The sequence below is a fragment of the Phaeocystidibacter marisrubri genome (genome assembly GCF_008933165.1).
Lineage (GTDB): Bacteria > Bacteroidota > Bacteroidia > Flavobacteriales > Schleiferiaceae > Phaeocystidibacter > Phaeocystidibacter marisrubri.
Genome location: NZ_WBVQ01000001.1, coordinates 1,555,248 through 1,576,275 on the forward strand (window position 1 = coordinate 1,555,248; position 21,028 = coordinate 1,576,275).

Annotated in this window: 20 protein-coding genes; 4 read left to right on the forward strand and 16 right to left on the reverse strand. The window is 45.5% G+C overall.

Annotation, left to right across the window (positions count from 1 at the left end; all coding sequences use genetic code 11):
* Positions 1–10 precede the first annotated feature (10 nt).
* The 5 genes from prmA to F8C82_RS06965 all read right to left on the reverse strand — a co-directional run bounded on the left by prmA (position 11) and on the right by F8C82_RS06965 (position 4,529).
* Positions 11–844, reverse strand: a complete 834-nt coding sequence (gene prmA, locus F8C82_RS06945) for a 50S ribosomal protein L11 methyltransferase (protein WP_151692820.1) — start codon at positions 842–844, stop codon at positions 11–13.
* Positions 841–1,632 (reverse strand): triose-phosphate isomerase, encoded by a 792-nt coding sequence (gene tpiA / locus F8C82_RS06950; protein ID WP_151692821.1) that lies wholly within the window; start codon positions 1,630–1,632, stop codon positions 841–843. The genes prmA and tpiA overlap by 4 nt, the downstream gene beginning before the upstream one ends.
* A gap of 99 nt (positions 1,633–1,731) precedes the next feature.
* Positions 1,732–2,811, reverse strand: a complete 1,080-nt coding sequence (locus tag F8C82_RS06955) for an ABC transporter permease (RefSeq protein ID WP_151692822.1) — start codon at positions 2,809–2,811, stop codon at positions 1,732–1,734.
* Positions 2,808–3,953, reverse strand: coding sequence for a BT_3928 family protein (locus F8C82_RS06960; protein WP_151692823.1), 1,146 nt, complete (start codon positions 3,951–3,953; stop codon positions 2,808–2,810). Before F8C82_RS06960 ends, F8C82_RS06955 begins: the two co-directional genes overlap by 4 nt.
* A gap of 24 nt (positions 3,954–3,977) precedes the next feature.
* Positions 3,978–4,529 (reverse strand): DUF1599 domain-containing protein, encoded by a 552-nt coding sequence (locus F8C82_RS06965; protein ID WP_151692824.1) that lies wholly within the window; start codon positions 4,527–4,529, stop codon positions 3,978–3,980.
* Between the two features lie 49 nt (positions 4,530–4,578).
* Here F8C82_RS06965 and folP point away from each other — a divergent pair, with 49 nt between their 5' ends.
* Together folP and cdaA are read left to right on the forward strand one after the other, a co-directional pair.
* On the forward strand, positions 4,579–5,451 hold the full coding sequence (gene folP / locus F8C82_RS06970; RefSeq protein WP_151692825.1) for a dihydropteroate synthase: 873 nt from the start codon (positions 4,579–4,581) through the stop codon (positions 5,449–5,451).
* Positions 5,452–5,454: 3 nt separating this feature from the next.
* Positions 5,455–6,225, forward strand: a complete 771-nt coding sequence (cdaA, locus tag F8C82_RS06975) for a diadenylate cyclase CdaA (RefSeq protein ID WP_151692826.1) — start codon at positions 5,455–5,457, stop codon at positions 6,223–6,225.
* Here cdaA and F8C82_RS06980 read toward each other — a convergent pair.
* Genes F8C82_RS06980 through surE form a run of 5 tightly spaced genes read right to left on the reverse strand, consistent with a single transcriptional unit; the run spans position 6,190 to position 11,388 of the window.
* The gene (locus tag F8C82_RS06980) at positions 6,190–7,968 is read right to left on the reverse strand and encodes a ComEC/Rec2 family competence protein (RefSeq protein ID WP_151692827.1); all 1,779 of its coding nucleotides are present in this window, start codon (positions 7,966–7,968) and stop codon (positions 6,190–6,192) included. The two genes, cdaA and F8C82_RS06980, sit on opposite strands and share 36 nt — an antisense overlap.
* A 37-nt stretch (positions 7,969–8,005) precedes the next feature.
* Positions 8,006–9,172 (reverse strand): SpoIID/LytB domain-containing protein, encoded by a 1,167-nt coding sequence (locus tag F8C82_RS06985; RefSeq protein ID WP_151692828.1) that lies wholly within the window; start codon positions 9,170–9,172, stop codon positions 8,006–8,008.
* Positions 9,169–10,275 (reverse strand): lipid-A-disaccharide synthase, encoded by a 1,107-nt coding sequence (gene lpxB / locus F8C82_RS06990; protein WP_151692829.1) that lies wholly within the window; start codon positions 10,273–10,275, stop codon positions 9,169–9,171. The genes F8C82_RS06985 and lpxB overlap by 4 nt, the downstream gene beginning before the upstream one ends.
* Positions 10,272–10,583 (reverse strand): hypothetical protein, encoded by a 312-nt coding sequence (locus F8C82_RS06995; RefSeq protein WP_151692830.1) that lies wholly within the window; start codon positions 10,581–10,583, stop codon positions 10,272–10,274. The genes lpxB and F8C82_RS06995 overlap by 4 nt, the downstream gene beginning before the upstream one ends.
* 28 nt (positions 10,584–10,611) lie before the next feature.
* Positions 10,612–11,388 carry a 5'/3'-nucleotidase SurE gene (gene surE, locus F8C82_RS07000; RefSeq protein WP_151692831.1) on the reverse strand — a complete coding sequence of 259 codons (777 nt, stop codon included), beginning with the start codon at positions 11,386–11,388 and terminating at the stop codon, positions 10,612–10,614.
* 91 nt (positions 11,389–11,479) lie between these two features.
* Here surE and F8C82_RS07005 point away from each other — a divergent pair, with 91 nt between their 5' ends.
* The gene (locus F8C82_RS07005) at positions 11,480–12,163 is read left to right on the forward strand and encodes a zinc metallopeptidase (protein WP_151692832.1); all 684 of its coding nucleotides are present in this window, start codon (positions 11,480–11,482) and stop codon (positions 12,161–12,163) included.
* Positions 12,164–12,226: 63 nt separating this feature from the next.
* Here F8C82_RS07005 and F8C82_RS07010 read toward each other — a convergent pair whose 3' ends face one another.
* Complete coding sequence (locus tag F8C82_RS07010; RefSeq protein WP_151692833.1) at positions 12,227–13,786, reverse strand: SulP family inorganic anion transporter; 1,560 nt, start codon at positions 13,784–13,786, stop codon at positions 12,227–12,229.
* A 184-nt stretch (positions 13,787–13,970) separates the two neighbouring features.
* On the opposite strand from F8C82_RS07010, the gene rluF reads away from it, so the two are divergent.
* Positions 13,971–14,708 carry a 23S rRNA pseudouridine(2604) synthase RluF gene (rluF, locus tag F8C82_RS07015; RefSeq protein ID WP_151692834.1) on the forward strand — a complete coding sequence of 246 codons (738 nt, stop codon included), beginning with the start codon at positions 13,971–13,973 and terminating at the stop codon, positions 14,706–14,708.
* A 49-nt stretch (positions 14,709–14,757) separates the two neighbouring features.
* On the opposite strand, the gene F8C82_RS07020 is transcribed toward rluF, so the two are convergent.
* The 5 genes from F8C82_RS07020 to F8C82_RS07040 all read right to left on the reverse strand — a co-directional run bounded on the left by F8C82_RS07020 (position 14,758) and on the right by F8C82_RS07040 (position 20,976).
* Positions 14,758–15,957: a M56 family metallopeptidase gene (locus F8C82_RS07020; RefSeq protein ID WP_170266182.1), complete on the reverse strand. Its 1,200-nt coding sequence runs from the start codon at positions 15,955–15,957 to the stop codon at positions 14,758–14,760.
* Positions 15,958–15,968: 11 nt separating this feature from the next.
* Positions 15,969–16,358: a BlaI/MecI/CopY family transcriptional regulator gene (locus tag F8C82_RS07025; protein WP_151692836.1), complete on the reverse strand. Its 390-nt coding sequence runs from the start codon at positions 16,356–16,358 to the stop codon at positions 15,969–15,971.
* A gap of 47 nt (positions 16,359–16,405) precedes the next feature.
* On the reverse strand, positions 16,406–18,721 hold the full coding sequence (locus F8C82_RS07030; RefSeq protein ID WP_151692837.1) for a T9SS type A sorting domain-containing protein: 2,316 nt from the start codon (positions 18,719–18,721) through the stop codon (positions 16,406–16,408).
* An 89-nt stretch (positions 18,722–18,810) separates the two neighbouring features.
* On the reverse strand, positions 18,811–19,542 hold the full coding sequence (locus tag F8C82_RS07035; protein ID WP_151692838.1) for a zinc-dependent peptidase: 732 nt from the start codon (positions 19,540–19,542) through the stop codon (positions 18,811–18,813).
* 15 nt (positions 19,543–19,557) lie between these two features.
* Positions 19,558–20,976 (reverse strand): FAD-binding oxidoreductase, encoded by a 1,419-nt coding sequence (locus F8C82_RS07040; protein ID WP_151692839.1) that lies wholly within the window; start codon positions 20,974–20,976, stop codon positions 19,558–19,560.
* Positions 20,977–21,028: the final 52 nt, after the last annotated feature.

Genomic DNA, 21,028 nt, shown 5'->3' on the forward strand with positions numbered 1-21,028 from the left:
TTCTTGTGTTTCAGTCTTTACTCCATATCAACGCAGCCCAACGATCTTTCGTCTCTATGCGCTGAGGATGAAAGCCCAATGGCTTCCCTACTCCTTCCAGAACGGATATATCACTTTCATAAAATCCACTGAGGAGCAATGTCCCTCCAGGATTCAATACCGAAGTGTACGATTCCATGTCTCTGGTTAGAATATTCCTATTGATATTCGCGATAATCACATCGAATTTCCGTTTCCCTAAATCCGAGGCATCGCCGTGAATGATGTGAATATCTTCATATCCATTGCGTGCGGCATTCTCTCTCGAGTTTTCTGCCGCCCACTCTTCAATGTCAATTCCCTCTACGTAAGCAGCTCCACGCATCTTCGCCAAAATGGCCAATACTGCCGTGCCACATCCCATATCGAGAACGTCTTTTCCCTTTAGATCTAAATCGAGAAGATACTGGCACATCAGCCAAGTGGTTTGGTGATGTCCCGTACCAAAGCTCATCTTTGGCTCGATGACAATTTCATAGTCAAATTCTGCCGCTCTGCTTTCGTGAAATGGAGCTCGAATGTGAAGTCCGCTTCCCACCTCAATGGGTTCGAAATTCTTTTCCCATTCGGCATTCCAGTTCTGCTGTTCCACAGTTTCAACCGTCCACTTCAATTCGGCAACAGCCGAGGTCATTGGAAAATCACTCTCAGAAACCTCGGAATACTGATCTTCGGGAATAAAGGCTTCTACTCCTGTATCCGTATCGGTGGCGCTCTCTACAGGAAGTCCATCGAGTTCTGCATAGAGAATATCTCTACCCGGCTCAATAGGGTCGATATGAAAGGCTAATTTGATGTAATTCATACCGCGTGCAATCCACCTTTTGCAGGAGCCATCGCATGTACAATGGAAACAAAATCATCGGCGTTCAAAGAAGCGCCTCCAATCAATCCACCGTCTACATCAGGCTGACTAAAGATTTCACTTGCGTTATTCGGCTTTACCGAACCTCCGTAAAGAATGGACACGTTGTTAGCAGCGTCTTCACCATACTTACTCGCCACATGCGCTCGAATTGATTTGTGCATGTCTTGTGCTTGTTGTGGCGAAGCGGTCTCGCCCGTTCCAATTGCCCAAACAGGTTCGTAAGCAATAATTACGTTTTTAAACTCCTCTGACGATAGATGGAACAAACCTTGAGTGAGTTGAGAAGTAACAACTTCATTGTGTTTATTGGCCTTTCTATCCTCCAAAACCTCTCCAACACAAAAGATTGGCATCAAAGAATTGCGGATAGCAGCATTTACTTTCTTGGCCAATAGCGCATCATCTTCGCCAAAATATTGGCGACGCTCAGAGTGACCCAAGATGACGGCATCAATATTTAAATCAGAAATCATCCCGGCAGAAATCTCTCCGGTGTATGCTCCATTGTCCTCGTGGTGACAATTTTGTGCAGCCACTGATATTTGAGGGACTTCCCACACATGATCAATCACATCAATCAAATGGGTGAAAGGCGGCGATAATATTACGCGTGTATCTCCTGTATATTTTGAATCGAGTTTCTCGAGAATCTCTACTACCAATCCCACTCCTTCAGAAGGGACAGTATTCATTTTCCAGTTTCCTGCTACAATTCGTGCTCTCATAAGAAGGGGAATTCAATTTGAGACGAATTTAATCCTTTGCCTAGACTTTTCCCCGGAACTCAAATAGAGAATATCGAAGGAATTTTCTCAATGGCCTGCTTACGCTCGAATGCGAGGATCTAAAATCCTATAAGTGATATCCACCAAAATATTTATGATGATGAATACGGAAGCAATGGTGAGCACGGCCCCCATCACTACGGGCAAATCTTTTTGGTTGAGCGCATCTACAATCTGCTTGCCCAGCCCATTCCAACCAAAGATGTATTCCACAAACACTGCACCGGCCAACATGCTGGCGAACCATCCGCTCACCGCTGTTACTACAGGATTTAGACTGTTTCGCATCACATGTCGGTAAACGATTTGTCGAGTGCTCAGTCCTTTGGCCTTTGCCGTTCGAATGTAATCTTGATTAAGCGTTTCTAGTACGCTGTTTCGCGTGAGCTGAATGATGACTCCAATGGGACGAATGCCCAAGGTAATGGCTGGTAATATCAAATGATCTAAGGCCAAGTAACGCCCTGTTCCGTAATCATCTACCTCGTAGAGACTGCCCGTCATGCTCAACCCAGTGTACTCAGATAAAACGTATCCAAACAACCAAGCGATGAGAATGGCTGAGAAAAAGGACGGAACCGACATCCCTAGCGTTCCGGCAACGGTCCAAAAACGATCAAACCAACCGTCTTTCCAAAGGGCAGAAAGTACCCCAATCAATATTCCGAATAGAATGGCAAGAGAGATACTGGCTATCGCCAAAACAGCCGTATTGGGTAGGGTTTCAGAAATGATGCTCCCCACGGAACGTCCCTGTTGTTGAAACGATTCTCGGAGGTACGGCCACTTTAGGGCCAGTGTTCCGCTTTCTACCTTCAACAGAGGAACACCGCTGTAAGCGTGATTCTCAAAATGCGTATAATTAGATGCGACCCCGCTGTGCCAACTGATGGGCGATAAATCGTTCAAGTAATACCCATACTGTGTAAGCATGGGTTGATCTAAGCCAAGCTTGGCCCGTATAGCTTGAAGGACTTGCTCGTCTTCTCGCTGATCCATCATCATCCGAGCGGGATCTCCAGTCAGCACGTTAAACAAGACGAAAATCAACGTAGCCACTCCCCAAAGAACTCCGAGCGCTTGGCCCAGCTTAGACAGCACGCTACTCACCCATCTCATTTAAAAACCTCTTCCAATTCAGCAGTCGTTGGACGATCATTCCAATGCCACTTCCCTACAATCACGCCGTTCTTTAAAGCTACAATTCCAGGGTTACTGCGAACCACGGTTTTGATGGTGGTTCCATCTCCAGAAACAAAACTGAAAGGCAATGAGTGCTCATGACGAGCTTCTTCAACCGCTTCGTAGCCAGAATTTGTCCAGCCCAAAACTTTATATCCCGCTTCTTCAAGCGGCCAGCTCCATGCGCTTATGGCCTTTAATCCATCACTGTCGGCCTTTTCAAGCAAGTAAGAAAGAACGAGGATGACCTTGGGTTGTTCCAATACCCAAGTGGTAATATCTCCCGTATCCGATTCCATGATGAAATCGTGAATCGGTGGTTCATATCCGTCTTTGATTTTGCGAGATTCAGAGAGATCACTCAACATGGTCCATTCGGTCTTCTCGTACCACTTGTCTTCCACGTAAGCCGTTCCACTCACCTCAACGCGTTCCCCGGCTTCATTCTCAAAGATGAAGAAGGTCTCATATACGGGAGCTTCTTTTCCCAATTCCTCCGCCGACTTCATGCCTTCTGCGATGTCCGTTCCAATCTTGTACGCTCTAAAATCCTGACGAGGAAGATGGTTCAAAACGTGGTGCGAATTGTAGAAACAAAGCAAGGTGGCGATAGCTACAATGGCCCCACCTGTCCCCTTTCTAACAATAGGTTGAATCACATCTCTGTTAAATACCAAGATGAGAATAAGAATGGTCAAAATCACATCCTTTCCAAACGACTGATCCGGAGTGAGTGGAATGGCATCTCCAAAACATCCACAATCCGTTACTACGTCGTAATACGAGGAATAGAACGTAAGGAAAGTGAAGAAGACAATCATCACCGTAAGTACCCACAGGGTGAGCTTTCTCCAAATACCAAGCAGTAAAGTGAGTCCCACTACAATCTCTACCACACAAATAGCAATGGCCATTTCCACTACATAAGGAGTAAAGAATGGTAAGTTCAACACACTTTCCGAGAAATATTCTTCCAGCTTAAAGCCGAATCCCATAGGGTCGTTCAGCTTCACATATCCCGAGAAAATAAAGAGGGCTCCGACAAGTATTCGGATGAATTGTACCAGGTAACGTCTCATAAGTTTTAGTCTTCTATCCCTTCATTATTCAGCCTTCGCCGCTTCCTCCATTTGAATGAGTGCGAAGACAGAGTAATTAAACATGTCCATATAATTTGCATCAATCCCTTCGCTAACCAAGGTTTTGCCAGCATTGTTTTCAATTTGCTTTACGCGAAGCAACTTTTGTAAAATGAGATCGGTGAAAGAAGGAACGCGCATATCTCGCCACGCCTCTCCGTAGTCGTGATTCTTGTCCATCATCAACTGCTTAATGGCGGCAACGTGCTTGTCGTATTCGCGCATAGCCTCAGCCGTATCCATATCAATCTGATCGGCCACGCCATGTTCCATATTGATGAGCGCAATCACACTGTAGTTCAAAATACCGATATACTCCCCTCTTAGATCATCGGCCACTTTCTGCGTCCCTTTATCTTCAATGCTTCTCAATCGCTGCGCTTTGATGAAGATTTGATCCGTTAGAGAAGGAAGGCGCAAAATTCGCCATGCAGCACCGTAGTCGACCAACTTTTTCTCAAAAAGGGTTCTACACTCGTTTACTACCTGATCAAATTGCTTGGGTGTATCGCTCATTTGCTACTTTTGATGATTCAGCCTGCCAGCTAAATTACGGCACGACTTCATGAAGAATCTGAGTGCGAAAGATACCAAAATAGAGCGGAAATCGACCATCCGAGTAGGTGGACGTATTATCGACATTTCTTCCCCCCACATCTTCGGGATTGTGAACCTAACCCCTGATTCTTTTTTTGATGGCGGAACGCTTCATTCTGAGGAGGATGTTTTGGCGAAAGTGTCCAAGATGATAGAAAATGGTGCCGATGGAATTGATCTCGGAGCCCAATCTACCCGACCTAAAGCGGAACAAATTGGAGCAGAAGCAGAATGGACCCGATTGAAAAATGCACTCATTCGCATCCGAAAAGAGCATCCAAATACGCTTATTAGTATCGATACCTATCACTCTTCTGTGGCAGAACGCGCAGCAGATTGTGGCGCGGATATCATCAACGACATCTCTGGGGGAACCTTTGATACAAACATGTTTGAAATGGTTGCCAAGTTGAAGCTTCCGTACGTTTTAATGCACATTCAGGGGAACGTCGAAACCATGCAAGACGATCCAAATTACACTCATGTGGTAGAAGAAATTGTGGCGAATTTGGCGACGAAAACGCGGCAACTGATGGAACTAGGCGTAAACGATGTACTCATTGATCCCGGTTTTGGATTTGGAAAGACGGTGGAGCAGAACTTTGAAATTCTGAGAAACTTGGATTACTTCCACGAATTGGGACATCCACTATTTGTTGGCCTAAGCAGAAAGTCGATGATATGGAAATCATTGAATTCATCGCCGAGTGAAGCATTGAATGGCACCACCGCTTTGAATATGATCGCCTTAGAAGCGGGAGCGCATATCCTGCGTGTTCACGATGTGCAGGCCGCTGTGGAAACTCGTACCTTGTGGCGTCAACTCAATAAGTCCAAGTAACTAATGACTGCAGCCGAATTCGCGCTTAACGCACTGGAAATTCTCATCTTCGCAGGCGTTCTATTCAGTCTGTATCGCTTAGTAAGAGGAACTCCGGCCATTTACATCTTTGGCGGTGTAGTTGCCATTTACATCACTTGGAAGATCGCAGCCGTACTCCACATGGAATTGCTTTCAGAAATTCTGGAACAGTTTATCAATGTGGGTTTCATTGCGCTCATCATTGTCTTTCAACAGGAGGTTAGAAAGTTTTTGTTGATGATTGGCTCGAATAGTTTCGGGAGACGAAGACGTTTCCTGCGACAATTACTTTGGCTGAAACGCGAAGAACAAGAAGTGGATGTTGATCCCATTGTTCATGCCATGAGTCAGATGATAGAAACCAAAACAGGTGCTCTGATTGCCATTGAACGGAAAATGCCCTTGGGCTACTACGCTCAAACAGGAGTAGCCTTGAATGCAAAAGTGGGCAGCCGACTTCTTCAAAGTATCTTTTTTAAAGATGCCCCACTTCACGATGGCGCTGTGATTATTGCTCAAGATAAGATCATGTCGGCCTCCGCCATTTTGCCCGTTTCAGAAAGCGATGAAATCCCAGCGCGTTACGGTCTCCGCCACAGAGCAGCCGTAGGTCTATCAGAAAAAACAGACGCTGTTTGCTTGGTTGCCAGTGAAGAAACGGGACAAATAGCCATTGTGCTTGATGGAGAAATCAGTGTGATCAAGGACAAGGAAGAACTACGGCGACGACTGACGGAACTGTTGAAGTATTGAGTCTCCAGAAACTGCGAAGTAGTCATTCTCACCGCCCTCTTCCAACGGCTGAAATTCCCAATAGCTCACCGAAACCGATTGAACGCCTCTACTGGAGCGCCAGAACTTGGTTTGTCGGAAAAAAGCCGACTGTAAAGTGGTATCTGCCATATAGAGCTGAACGCCATTCGCTTCTTCCATCTCTAAAATGGTATTCTCCCTAAAATGATGAACCCAATATGCATCTGTTTTCCCCTCTCTGGCAAAGGGTAGTACCGATAGAAGTATGATGCCCAATCCCCATGCCTTCAAGTTCCTTTGATACATGGCAATGATAACAACCACGACAAACGACAGGCACAACCAAGCTTGAATTTTTGACAAGTAGATTCCCTCTGTAACGGAACCTGGCAGATTCGAAACCCAGTGAACGCCATAATTGAAGATATTCACCGCTCCATCTACGAGATGAAACAACCACACTGGAGGTATGGACCAGCCACTCCAAAGGGTAAGCAGAATTCCCAATCCTAGCAATATTGGAACAAAGGGAAGAAATAGGACATTACTGAAAAGGAAGAAATTGGGAAATTGATGGAAGTGATACAGCGTAATCGGACTTGTCCCCAACTGCGCCCAAAAGCTCACCGACAACAGAGATAGAACTTTTGTCTTTTTTGAAGAACCATACCGCTCTCTTATCCAATTCTGAACAAATGCATGTCCATACACAATGCTAAACACCGCTGCAAAGCTGAGTTGAAAACCCAAGGCATAGACTTCATATGGATTGATCAACAATAATAAATAGGCCGAAAGCCAAACAGCCTCAGGTGTTGCCGCCTTGCGCTTGAGCGCCCTTGCTGTTGCCACCGCACTGAACATAATTGCCGCCCTCAACACCGAAGAACTGCTTCCGCTGATATAGACAAAGAACCAAAGCGCAATCAGGCTTATTGCCCATACCATCCACCTCCCCCATTCAGTTTGGCGAAATACAGAAAAGAAAAACACGCCGTTTACAAAGGCCACAATCAATCCTACATGTAATCCTGAAACCGCCAGTATGTGCACCAATCCCGATCGTGAGAATGCCTCTCGATCTTCAGTCTCAATATCCCCTTTCTCTCCCGTGATCATGGCCAAATAGAAAGCACGGGTGGCGGGACGCACAGGCCAAGAGCGAATCCTGTCGATTATTTGGTTTCGGAGTGAAGGTTCGCGTTGAGTCCGAATCAATACAAGACCATCGAAATACCACTTTCCACTGAATCCCTTGCTGTGGTAATAAGTCTCTTCATCAAATTGATAGGGATAAACCGGTGCTTGGAACCTTGATCTGTAGCCCGAAACGTGTAAGACCGAGCCTGGCTCCAAAGTGGTATCGGGCCGCTGGCTATACGCCTTCCAATGCCGCCCATCATCCGTGGTCACCTCAGCTGTATACTTTCCATATGTATTCGTCCATCGTGAATCGAGCTGAACAAAATCGGTACAATACCCATTCTCGACTCCTTCCAACAAATCTACCGACAACCTATAACGCCCGTTTCCAAAGAGAAAAGCCGATAGCAAACCGAAGAACAGGAAAAGCCACGCCGTGTGAGGAAACAGAGTGCGAAGAGCACAAATAATGACTGCAATGAGTGAAATCAGCAAAGCGATGCTGCATATGACCCAATCTGAAATGGGATGCGTCACAATACCCGCAGAAAGAGCAAGTACGCCATAGGCTAAGCGAAAGGGAAGTTTGTGCGTTTTCAAGAGAGGACAGACTTGGTATCCTCAATTTACTCTGTCTTTACCGCACATCGCCCAAACTCACCACATGAGTTTGCGCAAAATAATGAGCAAGTATGGATTTGTAACCGAATCCCATGCGTGCCATAATCATGGCTCCTTCTTGAGATAAACCAACTCCATGGCCAAATCCTCTACCGTGTAAGATGACAGAATTGCCATTCTCTTCTACACTAAACCAAGCCGAACGCAAGTTAAAGTGAGAACGGACATCGCGCCATTTCATTCGCCTACCTGCAAATGAGAAATATCCTTCTCGACCTAGTGGTTTGTATTCCAATACCGCCACTCTAAAATTGGCATCTCTCGGATTGGCGTTCACCTTTCCAGCAATATAGGAGATGAATGCCTCTTTGTCGATGGTCTTTGTCCAAACCGCCTTATCCCCTTCCAAAGAAAAAGTGTCGCTCACCGATTTCAAGTACGCCACTTCTCTACTCCAAACTTCTTCAGAATTTGCCGTTTGTCCGCCACTGTTTGAGTGAAAAACACCGAGCACAGGAATGGAATCTGAATCCACCAAAATAGAATCCCCCGTTTCTCGAACCGCCCTTCGGATGGTTGAGCTGTTCTGAAGATAAGCCATGCTGTAGTAGGCTTGAGAGGAAACGTCATCCTTAACATTATAACCTTCTCTGATGTGCTTTCTCCAATTGGACATTAACCAAGTCCGCGCTAAAACGGCTTGTGCTTTAAAGTATTCCACTTGCGTAAAATGCCCTCCTTCTGATTCCACAACACCTGCGATGTACGACTGCATATCAACCTCACCAATCAAGGTTAATTGAGAACCGTTTCTGCGAATCTCAAGTGCGCCTTCATACACCCGCTCAGGACCATAGCCCTTGATCAAATACCAAGCACTATCAGTGAGAGGCACCAATTTGAGTATGGGATATCTCCCCAAGCTAATCCCGGAGTGATGGATAGAAAGATCATCAGAAGTGGGACGGATATCGAATAGCCAGTTGCGATGCGGACTAGCATCAGCGATGGTATCTACATAGACCCCATCAGATGTCATGGCAACCCAGGCATAATGCCCAGCTCGAACCCGAATCTGTGTATTGGAAACGGTTTTATCCGAAAAGAGTCGAACGCGCAACGTGTCGTTCGCCATTCCGGCCAAGCTCGCCAATGCAAGTAGTATGACGAGCCGAATTTTCACTTTTTCAAGTGATTTACAATCGCATCTGCTGCGCGCTGCGAAGCCCCAGGACCGCCAAGTGCCGATCGGAGTTCGCTCAAATCTTCTAACATTTGCTCGCGCTTCTCTCCTTCCAAAACAAGTGCCAACTCCTTCTTGAGTTTCTTCGCATTCATATCGCCTTGGATGAGTTCGGTAACAATCTCTCTATCCACAATTAAATTGACCAGTGAAATGTACTTCACTTTTACCAAGCGTTTGGCGATTTGATAAGAGATAGCACTCCCCTTGTAACAGACCACTTCAGGCACATTGAAGAGTGCGGTTTCCAAAGTGGCGGTTCCACTGGTTACGCAAGCTGCATGCGAAATAGAAAGCAAATCATAGGTTTGATTCATCAGCAATTCTGCATCTCCCAAACCCAAGCTCTTGTAGAATGCTTCATCCTGACTAGGAGCACCTGCCACCACAAAGCGATACTCGGGAAATTGAGCAGGCATCTTCAACATCGTCGCCAGCATAGATTCAATCTCCTGTTTTCTACTTCCCGGAAGAAGGGCAACAATTTTACGACCATCATCCTTTCCCAAAACATCTTCTACCGTGCGTTCCGTGCGATTTTGAATGGCGTCCAGTAATGGATGACCAACAAAGTCTACCTCCATATCAAACTTCCCGTAAAACTCCCGTTCAAACGGAAGGATGGTCAGCATCTTGGTGACATTCTTCTTAATAGCATGTACGCGATTCTGCTTCCAAGCCCAAATTTGTGGAGAGATATAATAGTAGACAGGAATGCCCTTCTCCTTCGCCCATTCGGCAATTCGAAGGTTAAAACCTGGGTAATCTATCAATACAATGGCATCGGGATGATACTCTTCGATATCCGACTTGGCCAACTTCAGGTTCCCCAAGATGGTACGAAGGTTCATGATCACCTCTATGAAGCCCATAAAGGCCAGTTCTTTGTAATGCTTAACGGGCGAAACGCCTGCCACTTCTTCCATTTGATCACCACCCCAAAAACGGAATTCTGCACTCGAATCTGCCGTCTTTAGTGCCTTCATCAAATTGGCTCCGTGAAGATCCCCCGATGCTTCTCCTACAATAACGTAGTACTTCATTCGTAGAAGAATTTCAGATAAGCTACGGCCAGTACACAGATGATACAGGCAATCAGAATCCCTCTCGATAAGCCCTCGCGGTTAAAGCGAAGCCCCGCGAAGAAGACGGCCGCATTCAGCACCACCGCAAAGATGATTACGCGCGAGTAGAGAAATACTTGCGTGAAGTGATCAAGGGGCTCATTCGGGTTTACCCTTGGATAGTATTCCAAGAGAATGGCAATGGCAAAAACGGGAGTAAGGAGTCCAAGGGTTAAGCCCAAGATGAACTCAATGTTCGTCTTTTTATTCGAACGTCTTGGAGGCATTGGCCCGGGACGTCTTTGTGGTGAAGGTCTATTCAAGATTCAAACTGTTCAAGGTAGAAATAGCGTGGTGCGCTGTAAAATCAGAAGTTACGGGAACAATGGAAATGAAGTTGTTCTCCAAAGCCCATTCATCGGTATCCACACCATGATCGTAATTGACAAACTTTCCAGTTAGCCAGTAATACTTGCGCTCGCGTGGATCTTTCCGCTCGTCGAATTCTTCTTCCCAATTCGCACGTGCTTGTCGACATACTTTAACTCCCGCGTAGCCATCTTTCGTATTCTTGGGGATGTTTACATTCAAACAAGTTCCCTGTGGGATACCGTTGGCCAACACTTCTGAAGCAATCTTGCGAATGTACGGACGGGCTGCTTCAAAATCTGCATCCCAATCGAAATCACACAAACTAAATCCAATAGATGGAATGGATTCTAGAGAACCTTCCATGGCGGCCGACATTGTTCCACTGTAGATGACATTAATGGAGGAATTCGATCCGTGATTCACACCTGACACCAACAAATCTGGTTTTCTAGGCAGAATGACGTTTACTGCCAGTTTGACACAGTCCACCGGAGTGCCCGAAGCGGCATATTCCACTTGCGGGCCGTCATCAAATCGGAAAGGATCACAGCGCAGAGTAGCGTTAATCGTGATCGCATGCCCCATTCCCGACTGAGGAGAATCTGGCGCAACTACCACAACCTCACCCAGTTGATTCATTTCACTGATAAGGGTTCGAATACCCGGTGCAGTGATACCATCGTCGTTACAAACTAGGATTAGAGGTCTTTCTTTACTCATGGTGTGTGATTATTCTACAAATCTATCGAACTCCATGCATAGAGTAGGCATAGGATTTGTAAATTTCAAGTTCAGTAAACGAAACAAGAAAATGATCTGGATAATTGTAATTGGCTTCATGATAATCGGCTTTGTCGTTCAAGGTCGATTGAAAAGCAAAATGGAGAAGTACTCCAAAGTTCCAGTAGATGCTGGACTCACCGGTAGAGAAGTTGCCGAGAAGATGCTGCACGACAGTGGCATTCACGATGTAAAAGTCATCTCCGTTCCCGGAAAACTCACCGATCACTACAATCCTGCAAACAAAACCGTGAACTTGAGTCCGGATGTATTTAACGGACGTTCCATTGCTGCAGCTTCCATTGCAGCACACGAATGTGGACACGCGATTCAACACGCTACAGGATATGCTTGGTTGAACATGAGAACCGCAATGGTTCCAGCAGTTCAATTCAGCAGTAAATTGATGAACATCATCTTCTGGATGGCCATTTTTGGAATGTTTGTATTCTCTTGGAACTACGAACTTGTCATGTGGATTTTCATCGGTGCCCAAGCTGTAGTTACCCTGTTCTCTGTGGTAACGCTACCTGTGGAATACGATGCGACGAACCGAGCACTGGCTTGGCTTGAAAATGCGAACATCACAAGTCCGGCTACCCATGAAATGGCCGTTGACGGATTGAAATGGGCTGCTCGCACGTACTTGGTGAGTGCGTTGGCCGCTATTACCGTATTACTTTACTATGTAATGAGTATGCTAGGCAACGATTAACATCCTTGTTTACCAAAGTAAAAAGGCACCCATTTGGGTGCCTTTCTTATTTCAATTCCATTTCTATTTTCGATGGAAACTCTCTAATGACGGAATGTTCTTCAGCGTTAGTTGAATCTCTCGTTCATCAGCAACTTCTACAAAACTGTAGATGACTTCCAAGCAATCGTAATCGATATCCTTCGTGAATTCGCCGTCAATTACAACGGTAGAACCGTGAGGCAGTTGATCCAAATTCAATTGCAAACTCGCTTTGTTTAAGAATGAAACGTGTTCTGACAAACGGATGGTAATCACCTTACTTCCATTGGTTTCTACCTCCTCTTCGTTGTAATGATAAGGCACTCGGTAGTTGGCGCGAAGGATGAAGAAAATACCAACGATCAAACCAATAGATACACCGATCAGCAAATCCGAGAAGAGAATAGCGATGATGGTAACAAGGAATGGAATAAATCGATCCCACCCCAAATTGAATTGTGCCTTGTAGAGGGATGGCTGTGTGAGTTTGTAACCAACCATCAATAGAATGGCCGCCAGAGATGCCATTGGAATCAAGTTGATGATATATGGAAACACAAAGACAGCAACTAGAATGAGAATACCGTGATAGATGGCCGACATCTTGCTTTGTGCTTTGGCTTCAAGGTTCGCAGTAGATCGGACAATCACAGCGGTAATCGGCAATCCTCCTACGAGTCCACTCAACATATTCCCCACACCTTGTGCGCGTAGCTCTGCGTTCTGAGAGGTGCGTCTCTTGTGCGGATCCATCTTGTCTACCGCTTCAATACTCAATAGGGTTTCCAAAGAAGCAACCAATGCAAGCGTTATAGCCACGATATACACACGCTTGTCTCCCAAATTGCTAAAATCGGGTGTCATAAGCTTGTCTTTGAAATCCGTCCAACTGGAGAATTCTGGAACATTCACCAAGTGAGCTTCTCCCAAGGCTAAGTCGGGAGCAATATTCATGAACAATGCATTAAGTCCGGCACCCAAAATAACCACCAAAACCGCACCTGGAATTTTGCTCAACCAAGGATTGTTCTTCACAAACTTGCTGTTCCACAAAATGAGTAAGCCCAAGCAGATGAAACCAATGAGAATGGCTCCACTTAAAACGGGCTCTTGGAAGGGACGAATCATCCCGGTAAAAGTGTTGAAGCCATCGGGTTGGAAAAACTCCATTTCCCCTACTGGGTCACCATCGTACCCAAATATGTGCTGCACCTGTTTCATGATGAGAATAACACCAATGGCAGCAAGCATTCCCTTAATGACAGAAGATGGAAAGAAGTGACCAATAATGCCCGCTCGAACCAAACCTAGTAAAAACTGGATCAGTCCGGCAATCAATACAGCCAATAGAAAGGTTTCATAACCTAAGTCCAAAATGGCCGCGGCTACAATGGTTACCAATCCCGCCGCAGGTCCACTTACACTTAAATGCGACTTACTCAGTGATCCGACCACCACACCACCAATGATCCCAGAGAGCAATCCAGCAAAAGGTGGCGCTTCCGACGCTACAGCGATCCCCAAACAAAGGGGTAATGCAACGAGGAAAACGACAATACTGGCAGGAAAATCCTGTTTGAAGTGCTTGAAATATTTAAACATTTGGGTGTGTTGTTAGGCAGATAACTTTTGGGGACTAAATTTAGCGATTCTACATGGAGTAAACTTTCACTACCTCACCTTCTTTGACCAAATCTCAAACAAATCCATTCATGACCCGCCTAATGCCGAGGTTTCACCACTGATTCTAGAATCTATTCTACCTTTGTAGCATATTTCGAATACCGTGTCAGAACTCGTAAGAATCAATAAGTTTTTAAGTGAACGTGGCATTTGCTCTAGACGTGCAGCAGATAAGCTGTTGGAGCAAGGCAGAATTACCATTGATGGCGAAAAGCCGCTCATGGGCACCAAGATTGGTCCACACAATGAAATTCGCGTAGATGGAAAGCTTGTGGGCCATACCCAAAAGGAATTCACCTATTTGGCCTTTAACAAGCCCATCGGAATTGTTTGCACAACTGATACCAAGCGAGAGAAAGACAATATCATTGACTACATCAGTTACCCAGAGCGCATCTTCCCTATTGGGCGTCTCGACAAACCTTCAGAAGGACTCATTCTCCTCACTAGTGACGGCGATATCGTCAATAAGATTTTGCGCGCTTCCAACGGTCACGAAAAGGAATACATTGTTACCGTAGATCGTCCTATCACCGAAAAATTCCTTCGCGGAATGGCCGGTGGGGTTCCCATTCTCGATACGGTTACCAAGAAATGTGAGATTGAACAGATCAGCAAATTCGTCTTCCGAATTATCCTTACACAAGGCTTAAACCGCCAGATTCGGAGAATGTGTGAGTACTTCGACTACAACGTAACCAAACTCAAGCGCATTCGTGTGATGAATATCAAGCTGGATATTCCCGTGGGGCATTACCGCACCCTCCGCCCGCAAGAGCTTGAAGACTTGATGAAGGCAGTAGAACACTCTACCAAAACCTTCCGCCCTAGAACAAAATAAGGCGAGGAATCACTCCTCACCTTACCATGAATTTTAAGAGGGTACTGCCCTACTCTTCTCCCTTCATTGCAATAACAACGGGTACGGTATATTCAACCTTCACAAAAACACCGCCTTTCACCGCCGCCTTTTCTACTGGAAGTGAAGTAAGTGCATCACTGATTTCTGCCTTCACCTCAGCGCATTCTTCTGAATTTGGATCTGCACAAGGGCTGCGCATCAATTCTACGCTTCCCACATCTCCCTCTTCATCGATTACAAAACTCACCCAGAAACGCGCGGGTTCCTGAGTAAACTCAACTCCTTTGGGAACTTCCATTTGGGAAACCACGTGCTCCAACAGTTTCTCGTTAAAGCAAGCCTCATCCCCCTCTTCACATCCAGCTAAAAGTGGCATTTGGTCAACTTGAATAGGCGATAATGCTGAAGACTCTTGAGCATAAATGGCTCCAAAAGAGAGCATAAAAAGAAAGAGAGTAGATAGCATCATGGCAGAAGTTGACTTCTTCTGAATCGCATTTAAATTTTTCATTCGTTCTTTAATTTGATGAGTAATTGAATAGTTATGTGCGAATGCGAATCCCCCTTTCACGGCATAATCCACCAATTGTTGAGCATATTCTTCTGCATTCCCTTTTGATTGCACTACAGCCAAATCGGCTTGTTTTTCATGCGTTAGTTTTAACTCTTTGGATAGCGTCCATAGAAGCGGATTCCACCAAGCTAGCGTCCTTGCGATCAACAAAAAACTACTGTCCCATTGATGCACAAGCTTCAGATGTGCCATTTCGTGCTCAATCACCCAGTTCATCTCACCTCGATTCATGTGTGGTAAGAAAATGGTTCGAATAAAGACAAACGGAGAGGGCACATCTGGATGTACGACTACCCGGTGATTGGAAATGAATGACTTTTGCCCCTTTCTTCTATACCGTTGAATGCGGAAATAAGTCCATATAAACAGGACGACTTGAACGCATGATCCCGTGACGATAATCAGCTTAGCTGAAAATTGCATGGCCTTATTAGAACTCGGAACCCATGCTAGGCTATTCTGTACAACAGATATTTCTGGCAGTAGCCGAGGAGCTACTTCGCGCAGAGCAGGAAAAGCAATAAACGGAATGAAGACCACCACTGCAACCGAGAGCAGAAGAAAGAAACGGGCTTGCGCAAGACTAACGCGGCTCTTCAAATACACTTTCCAGAAAAGCCAAACCAGTATTCCCAGCACCACTGATATGATCATGGAACTGAAACTCATTTGGACACCTTCTTCCTCTTGGTTTCCTCCAGAATTTGCATCATCTCATCAATATCGTTGACTGAGACATCTTCTCGATCTACAAAGAAGTGCACCATTCCGCTAAGTGACTTGTCAAAAAATCGATCCAAGAGACTTTTGGAAGCTAGTGATCGATACTTATCTCGCGCTATAATGGGAACATACTTATGTGATCTACCATGCGATTCGTGAGTCACAAAACCCTTCTGTTCCAGAATGCGGGCAATGGTAGAAACAGTATTGTAGGCAGGCTTTGGATCGGACATGCGCGCAATGATATCCTTCACAAACGCTCCATCCATTTCCCAGAGGTGTTGCATCACCTCTTCTTCAGCCTTCGTCAATTCGGTATGATTCTTCTTCATACCGCAATCTACTAAAACTTTAGTTTAAACTAAAACCTTAGTTATAATTATTTTTGAAGGATAACTCGCTGAATCTCTTCATTCACACGAATGACGTACACTCCAGCTGGAAGTGAGGAAAGATTTATAGAGTGAGATTCCGGCAATTGACCGCGTACCACCTCAACCCCGGTAGCGTTGGTGACTGAATATGGAGCACTATCCTCAACTCCGTCCAATTGCAGCAATCCTGTAGTAGGATTAGGGTAAACATGAAGTTTCGTATCCGTGTGTTCCACTACCCGTATATTGTCTGTAGTCATAACGACAAACGGCACTACTCTACTCGATTCAGTTGAATTATACATCGAAGACATCTGGAATCCCTCTTTGGGATAAGGCATATCATACAACCGATCAATGGGAACGCGGACACTGTCGGATTGTGCTAAAATCTCAATATTGATGGTAAACGAAGTGCCTCTCGTCATCATCAAATCTGGCCCAGCAAAGGCATGAGTTGTTTTGAGAATCAGACTGAATTTATCGTTCGCTTCCAGTGTATCTGTGTATTGAAGTACATTTTGTCTGTAAATTCTCCCCACCAATACTTGTCCGGGTTTAGGCTCAATCCCGGGAAGAACTATCCCCTCCAGCCACACGGGATTAGATCGCGTGTTGTGGATGGTCATTTCAAATTCAGAACCCGGTCCATAGGTCTCAAATCGTTCAATGGACGTATCTCTATGCATGGCGGCCAAATAAGACCCAATCTTTGAGAAATGTGCCCTACTACTGTATCGATCACATAGTTCCTTTCGTGCTACTACATGGAATCGTCCGTGATGAACCGAAGAATCTAAGGTCGTACGATCCTCGTCAATCAAAACTTCGTACTGATACCACTTCCACTCATCATACGGGCGAGGGTCTTTCAGTTGTACTTGTGAATTGGTGAGCAAGATTTCTGGAGTCCTCAATGGAATAACCTCGGTATATACTTTGTAGACAGGAATAGGCCCGTTGTACAAGGTGTACACTCTATTGGTATCAAAGGTGTGATTGCTCGGATAACCGTACAGATTATCCAAATTGGTCATGGGTTCCCAATGGAAGTTCCCACCACTGATGAATTGCGGCATAGCGGCTATGGCTCCCTTGCAAGACCGAATGGTATCACTGGGCAGTAGACCAATAGAATCCGTGACTAAATCCACAACTAGGTAGGCCACAGACCGATTACAATCATCATCTCTAAACCGTATAATATTTCGGTGTATTCCCCGAACGGTCGATGAATCTGGAATCCATACAAACTCCATCTGAAGCGCATTTATCAGGCTCGGATTCGTATATCCCGGACTCGTATTAAAAGAGGCTCCCGAACCATTCACAACAAAGGATTCATACAATGCATCCAAGGTAGCCGAACCTGGATCCAAAGCAGCCAATTGCAATTGTAAAGTGTCCCCTTTTGGAACAAATGCACGGATGTAAGAACCGTCTGCAGATTGCTGAATAGGCTGATTGGCCGTTACTGTCGGTACTGGGTAAGCTGTACTACTCGCATAAGTGGGAATCGCTTGATAATGACGCTCGCAGATCACCTCAGAAGTCCGCAGCCCATCTACAAAGGCTTCTGCCTTCTTCGTGATCAGGAACTGATCATAGTTACTCCAATTATTAGCTAAGGTAAGGCCCGAGTTTACATTGTTGGATTGAATATTCTTGACAGGACTAGCGAGAGTATACCCCGTAGTGAACGGAGCAAAGGCCGTCTGACTAATCATCGCTTGCGCATAGCTGATATGGATGCTATCCCCATAAGGTGCCACTGCTGGCATATCCATTCGAAAATTCGACATGGCGGGAACATTTGGAGTTCCGCGCATAATAAACTTAGGGCTTGACCTTGGATATCCTTCGGCGTACATCCTCACCCGAATGCAAAAAATGTTATTCACAGTGGGGAGGTTATCAGAAGGCTGTCGCGGCTGAGACGTTACAATGGTAAATTCGTGATACGACCCAGGCGCAGGTGCTAAAACGGTTACTGGTCGTGAGGCCAAGTGTTGTACATAATGCTTCTCACCTGTATATCCAGAGGTGGATGCATTTAGATCACACCCCGCTCCGAGGTTCACACATGGCTCATCGATAATGGTGCGATTTACATAGTTCAGATTGACACCCGTCGACATCGAGACTTGTGGAAACATCACGTTATTGGTCGGACTTCCACAATCTGTAATTACATCTAAGTGAAAGACAAACTGGCCATTACCCACATATTCATACCAAAGCGTACCACCCAGTAAACTGAGGTGTGAACCTTGCAAAACCAGTGTAGTAAGACAAAAGAGAAGTGAGAGAAGTGAGCGCATTTTTTAAGTCTTATGTCCTCAAAATTAGAAAGCACCGACGATTGCACCACACCAAATGAGTATGTGCTGTGCTTCATCGATTCACTGGATCAACGAAACCAAGCCGCTTGTCGCAGAATAATTGACTCCCACCGTTCAAGCTTCAACAGTTGAATCAAATCTCTATACAGGAAGGAATGCTCACGCTTCAAATCGTCTGCTCGTTCCATGAAAACTTCAACAACTACGGCAAAGAACTCCATCTCATTCGTAAAGCCATACTCTCGAATAAGGGAGCTTGTGCGGATGTCTTCTCTATTGAAATATTGCTTGGTAAAGGAGCTCGCTGCTTTCACGAATCGACGGTCCCTTCGTCTTAAGCGGCTTGCCCGACTCAATACAAGCGCGTGGGCATATTCGTGAAATAAGAGGTGAATGGCATCATCTGGATCATCTATCCCTTCTTTCACTCTCTTCCAATTAACGACTACTGCTCCGTTAGGACTGGTTTCTCCATGGTGATATTGTCCTGTTCTACTGTTTCGATAGGCTATGGGATACACAAAGACGTGACGAAAGTTTCCCCAGTGGAATCTTTCAAATCCGAAGGTCAAGATTACCGCAGGAGCAGCGATAAGCATTCGGTCATTTTTACTGAGTTCCACTCCCTTTTCATGGAGTTGAACCGAACGCATCAATGTGCAAAGTCGACGGTAAAATGTCTTCTTATCCTTCTCGGAGAGCAGTGCAACAAAGGGATAGTTGACTTCCACCTCCAAACGATCTTCAGGTTTGAAGAAGCAAGGTTTCCCTAAAACAAAAATTTGAGTGTACGTAGCCAATTGGGAGAGAGTTGTTTAAAGATGTTGATCTGGAAATATCTTCCCAGGGTTTAGTATTCCTTTAGGGTCGAGTGCCTTTTTGATAGCTCTTTGAACCGCCAAGTTCGCATGGTTGAACACAATATCCATATAATTCTTCTGAACGAAACCGATTCCATGTTCACCAGAGAGTGTACCTCCCAGGGAAACAACCAGCTTAAAAATTTCAGAAATCCCTTTGGGCAACTCTACCTCCCAGGCTTCATCCGTCATATTTCCTTTCACGATGTTTACGTGCAAATTCCCATCACCTGCATGCCCGTAGCAGACAGACTTAAAGCCGTATTTCTCACCAATTTCCTTCACTCCGCGCAACAGTTTCGGCAACTCCGCACGAGGAACTACGGTGTCTTCTTCCTTGTATATACTGTGACTCTTAACTGCCTCCCCCACTCTTCGCCTTAACTTCCAAAGGGCATCGCGTTGGGCCTGGCTTTCAGCGATGAGCACATCAACTGCATCAAAATCCTCTACCAATGCAGCAATCTTCTCCGCATCAGTGTACAGGGCTTCTCTATCGTTTCCATCCAACTCAATCAGCAAATGCGCGCGAATGTGATCCCCAGTAGGAACACTTACGTCATCCACGTATTTCAAGGTCCAATCAATGGCATCCTTCTCCATAAATTCCATTCCTGAAGGTGTAATCCCCGCATGGAAAATTGCAGAAACCGCTTCGCAAGCCTTCTCGGCCGAAGTGAACGGGACCAATAGAGTTAAATCCTCCGACGGGTACGGGAGAAGTTTGAAGACAATCTTTGTAATGATGCCCAGCGTTCCTTCACTACCCACCATGAGTTGTGTGAGATTATATCCAGTAGAATTCTTGAGAACATTGGCGCCTGTCCAAATCACATCACCATTGGCCAAAACAACCTCTAAATTGAGTACATACTGATTGGTTACACCGTACTTCACCGCCTTAGGTCCTCCAGCATTATAGGCCAAATTTCCGCCTAGTGTGCAGCTACCCCAACTGCTTGGATCTGGCGGATAGAATAATCCCTTTTCCTTGCAAGCGCTGTGAAACACGTAATTAATCACCCCAGGCTCCACGGTTGCTTGAAAATTCCGTTGATCGATTTCTAGGATCGCATTGAACTTCTCCATACTCAGGGCAATACCTCCGTGTGTGCTCAATGCACCACCAGAAAGTCCAGTTCTCGCACCTACCGCGGTTACGGGAATCACATTCTCGTTAGCGTACTTTAGAAGAGCCGAAACTTCATCTACGCATGAAGGGAATACCACAGCTTCCGGCATGTGCACAAGGTCTTCTGTTTCATCGTGACCATATTCACGTAAACTTTCTTCATCCACTCGAACTCCTTCATTGCCAAGGAGTTTTTGCAGATGTGTCACATGTTCTTGGGTCAACTTAGTGAACTCGTCCATTCTAAATGCTTATTTTCGGCCGTTATCTATCACAGAACTTACCAAAAGTAAT

Excerpts from the sequence above, each read along its gene's own strand:
- prmA (WP_151692820.1), bottom strand. The coding sequence starts at position 844 with ATGAATTACATCAAATTAGCCTTTCATATCGACCCTATTGAGCCGGGT.
- tpiA (WP_151692821.1), bottom strand. The coding sequence starts at position 1,632 with ATGAGAGCACGAATTGTAGCAGGAAACTGGAAAATGAATACTGTCCCT.
- F8C82_RS06955 (WP_151692822.1), bottom strand. The coding sequence starts at position 2,811 with ATGAGATGGGTGAGTAGCGTGCTGTCTAAGCTGGGCCAAGCGCTCGGA.
- F8C82_RS06960 (WP_151692823.1), bottom strand. The coding sequence starts at position 3,953 with ATGAGACGTTACCTGGTACAATTCATCCGAATACTTGTCGGAGCCCTC.
- F8C82_RS06965 (WP_151692824.1), bottom strand. The coding sequence starts at position 4,529 with ATGAGCGATACACCCAAGCAATTTGATCAGGTAGTAAACGAGTGTAGA.
- folP (WP_151692825.1), top strand. The coding sequence starts at position 4,579 with ATGAAGAATCTGAGTGCGAAAGATACCAAAATAGAGCGGAAATCGACC.
- cdaA (WP_151692826.1), top strand. The coding sequence starts at position 5,455 with ATGACTGCAGCCGAATTCGCGCTTAACGCACTGGAAATTCTCATCTTC.
- lpxB (WP_151692829.1), bottom strand. The coding sequence starts at position 10,275 with ATGAAGTACTACGTTATTGTAGGAGAAGCATCGGGGGATCTTCACGGA.
- F8C82_RS06995 (WP_151692830.1), bottom strand. The coding sequence starts at position 10,583 with ATGCCTCCAAGACGTTCGAATAAAAAGACGAACATTGAGTTCATCTTG.
- surE (WP_151692831.1), bottom strand. The coding sequence starts at position 11,388 with ATGAGTAAAGAAAGACCTCTAATCCTAGTTTGTAACGACGATGGTATC.
- F8C82_RS07005 (WP_151692832.1), top strand. The coding sequence starts at position 11,480 with ATGATCTGGATAATTGTAATTGGCTTCATGATAATCGGCTTTGTCGTT.
- F8C82_RS07010 (WP_151692833.1), bottom strand. The coding sequence starts at position 13,786 with ATGTTTAAATATTTCAAGCACTTCAAACAGGATTTTCCTGCCAGTATT.
- F8C82_RS07020 (WP_170266182.1), bottom strand. The coding sequence starts at position 15,957 with ATGATCATATCAGTGGTGCTGGGAATACTGGTTTGGCTTTTCTGGAAA.
- F8C82_RS07025 (WP_151692836.1), bottom strand. The coding sequence starts at position 16,358 with ATGAAGAAGAATCATACCGAATTGACGAAGGCTGAAGAAGAGGTGATG.
- F8C82_RS07030 (WP_151692837.1), bottom strand. The coding sequence starts at position 18,721 with ATGCGCTCACTTCTCTCACTTCTCTTTTGTCTTACTACACTGGTTTTG.
- F8C82_RS07040 (WP_151692839.1), bottom strand. The coding sequence starts at position 20,976 with ATGGACGAGTTCACTAAGTTGACCCAAGAACATGTGACACATCTGCAA.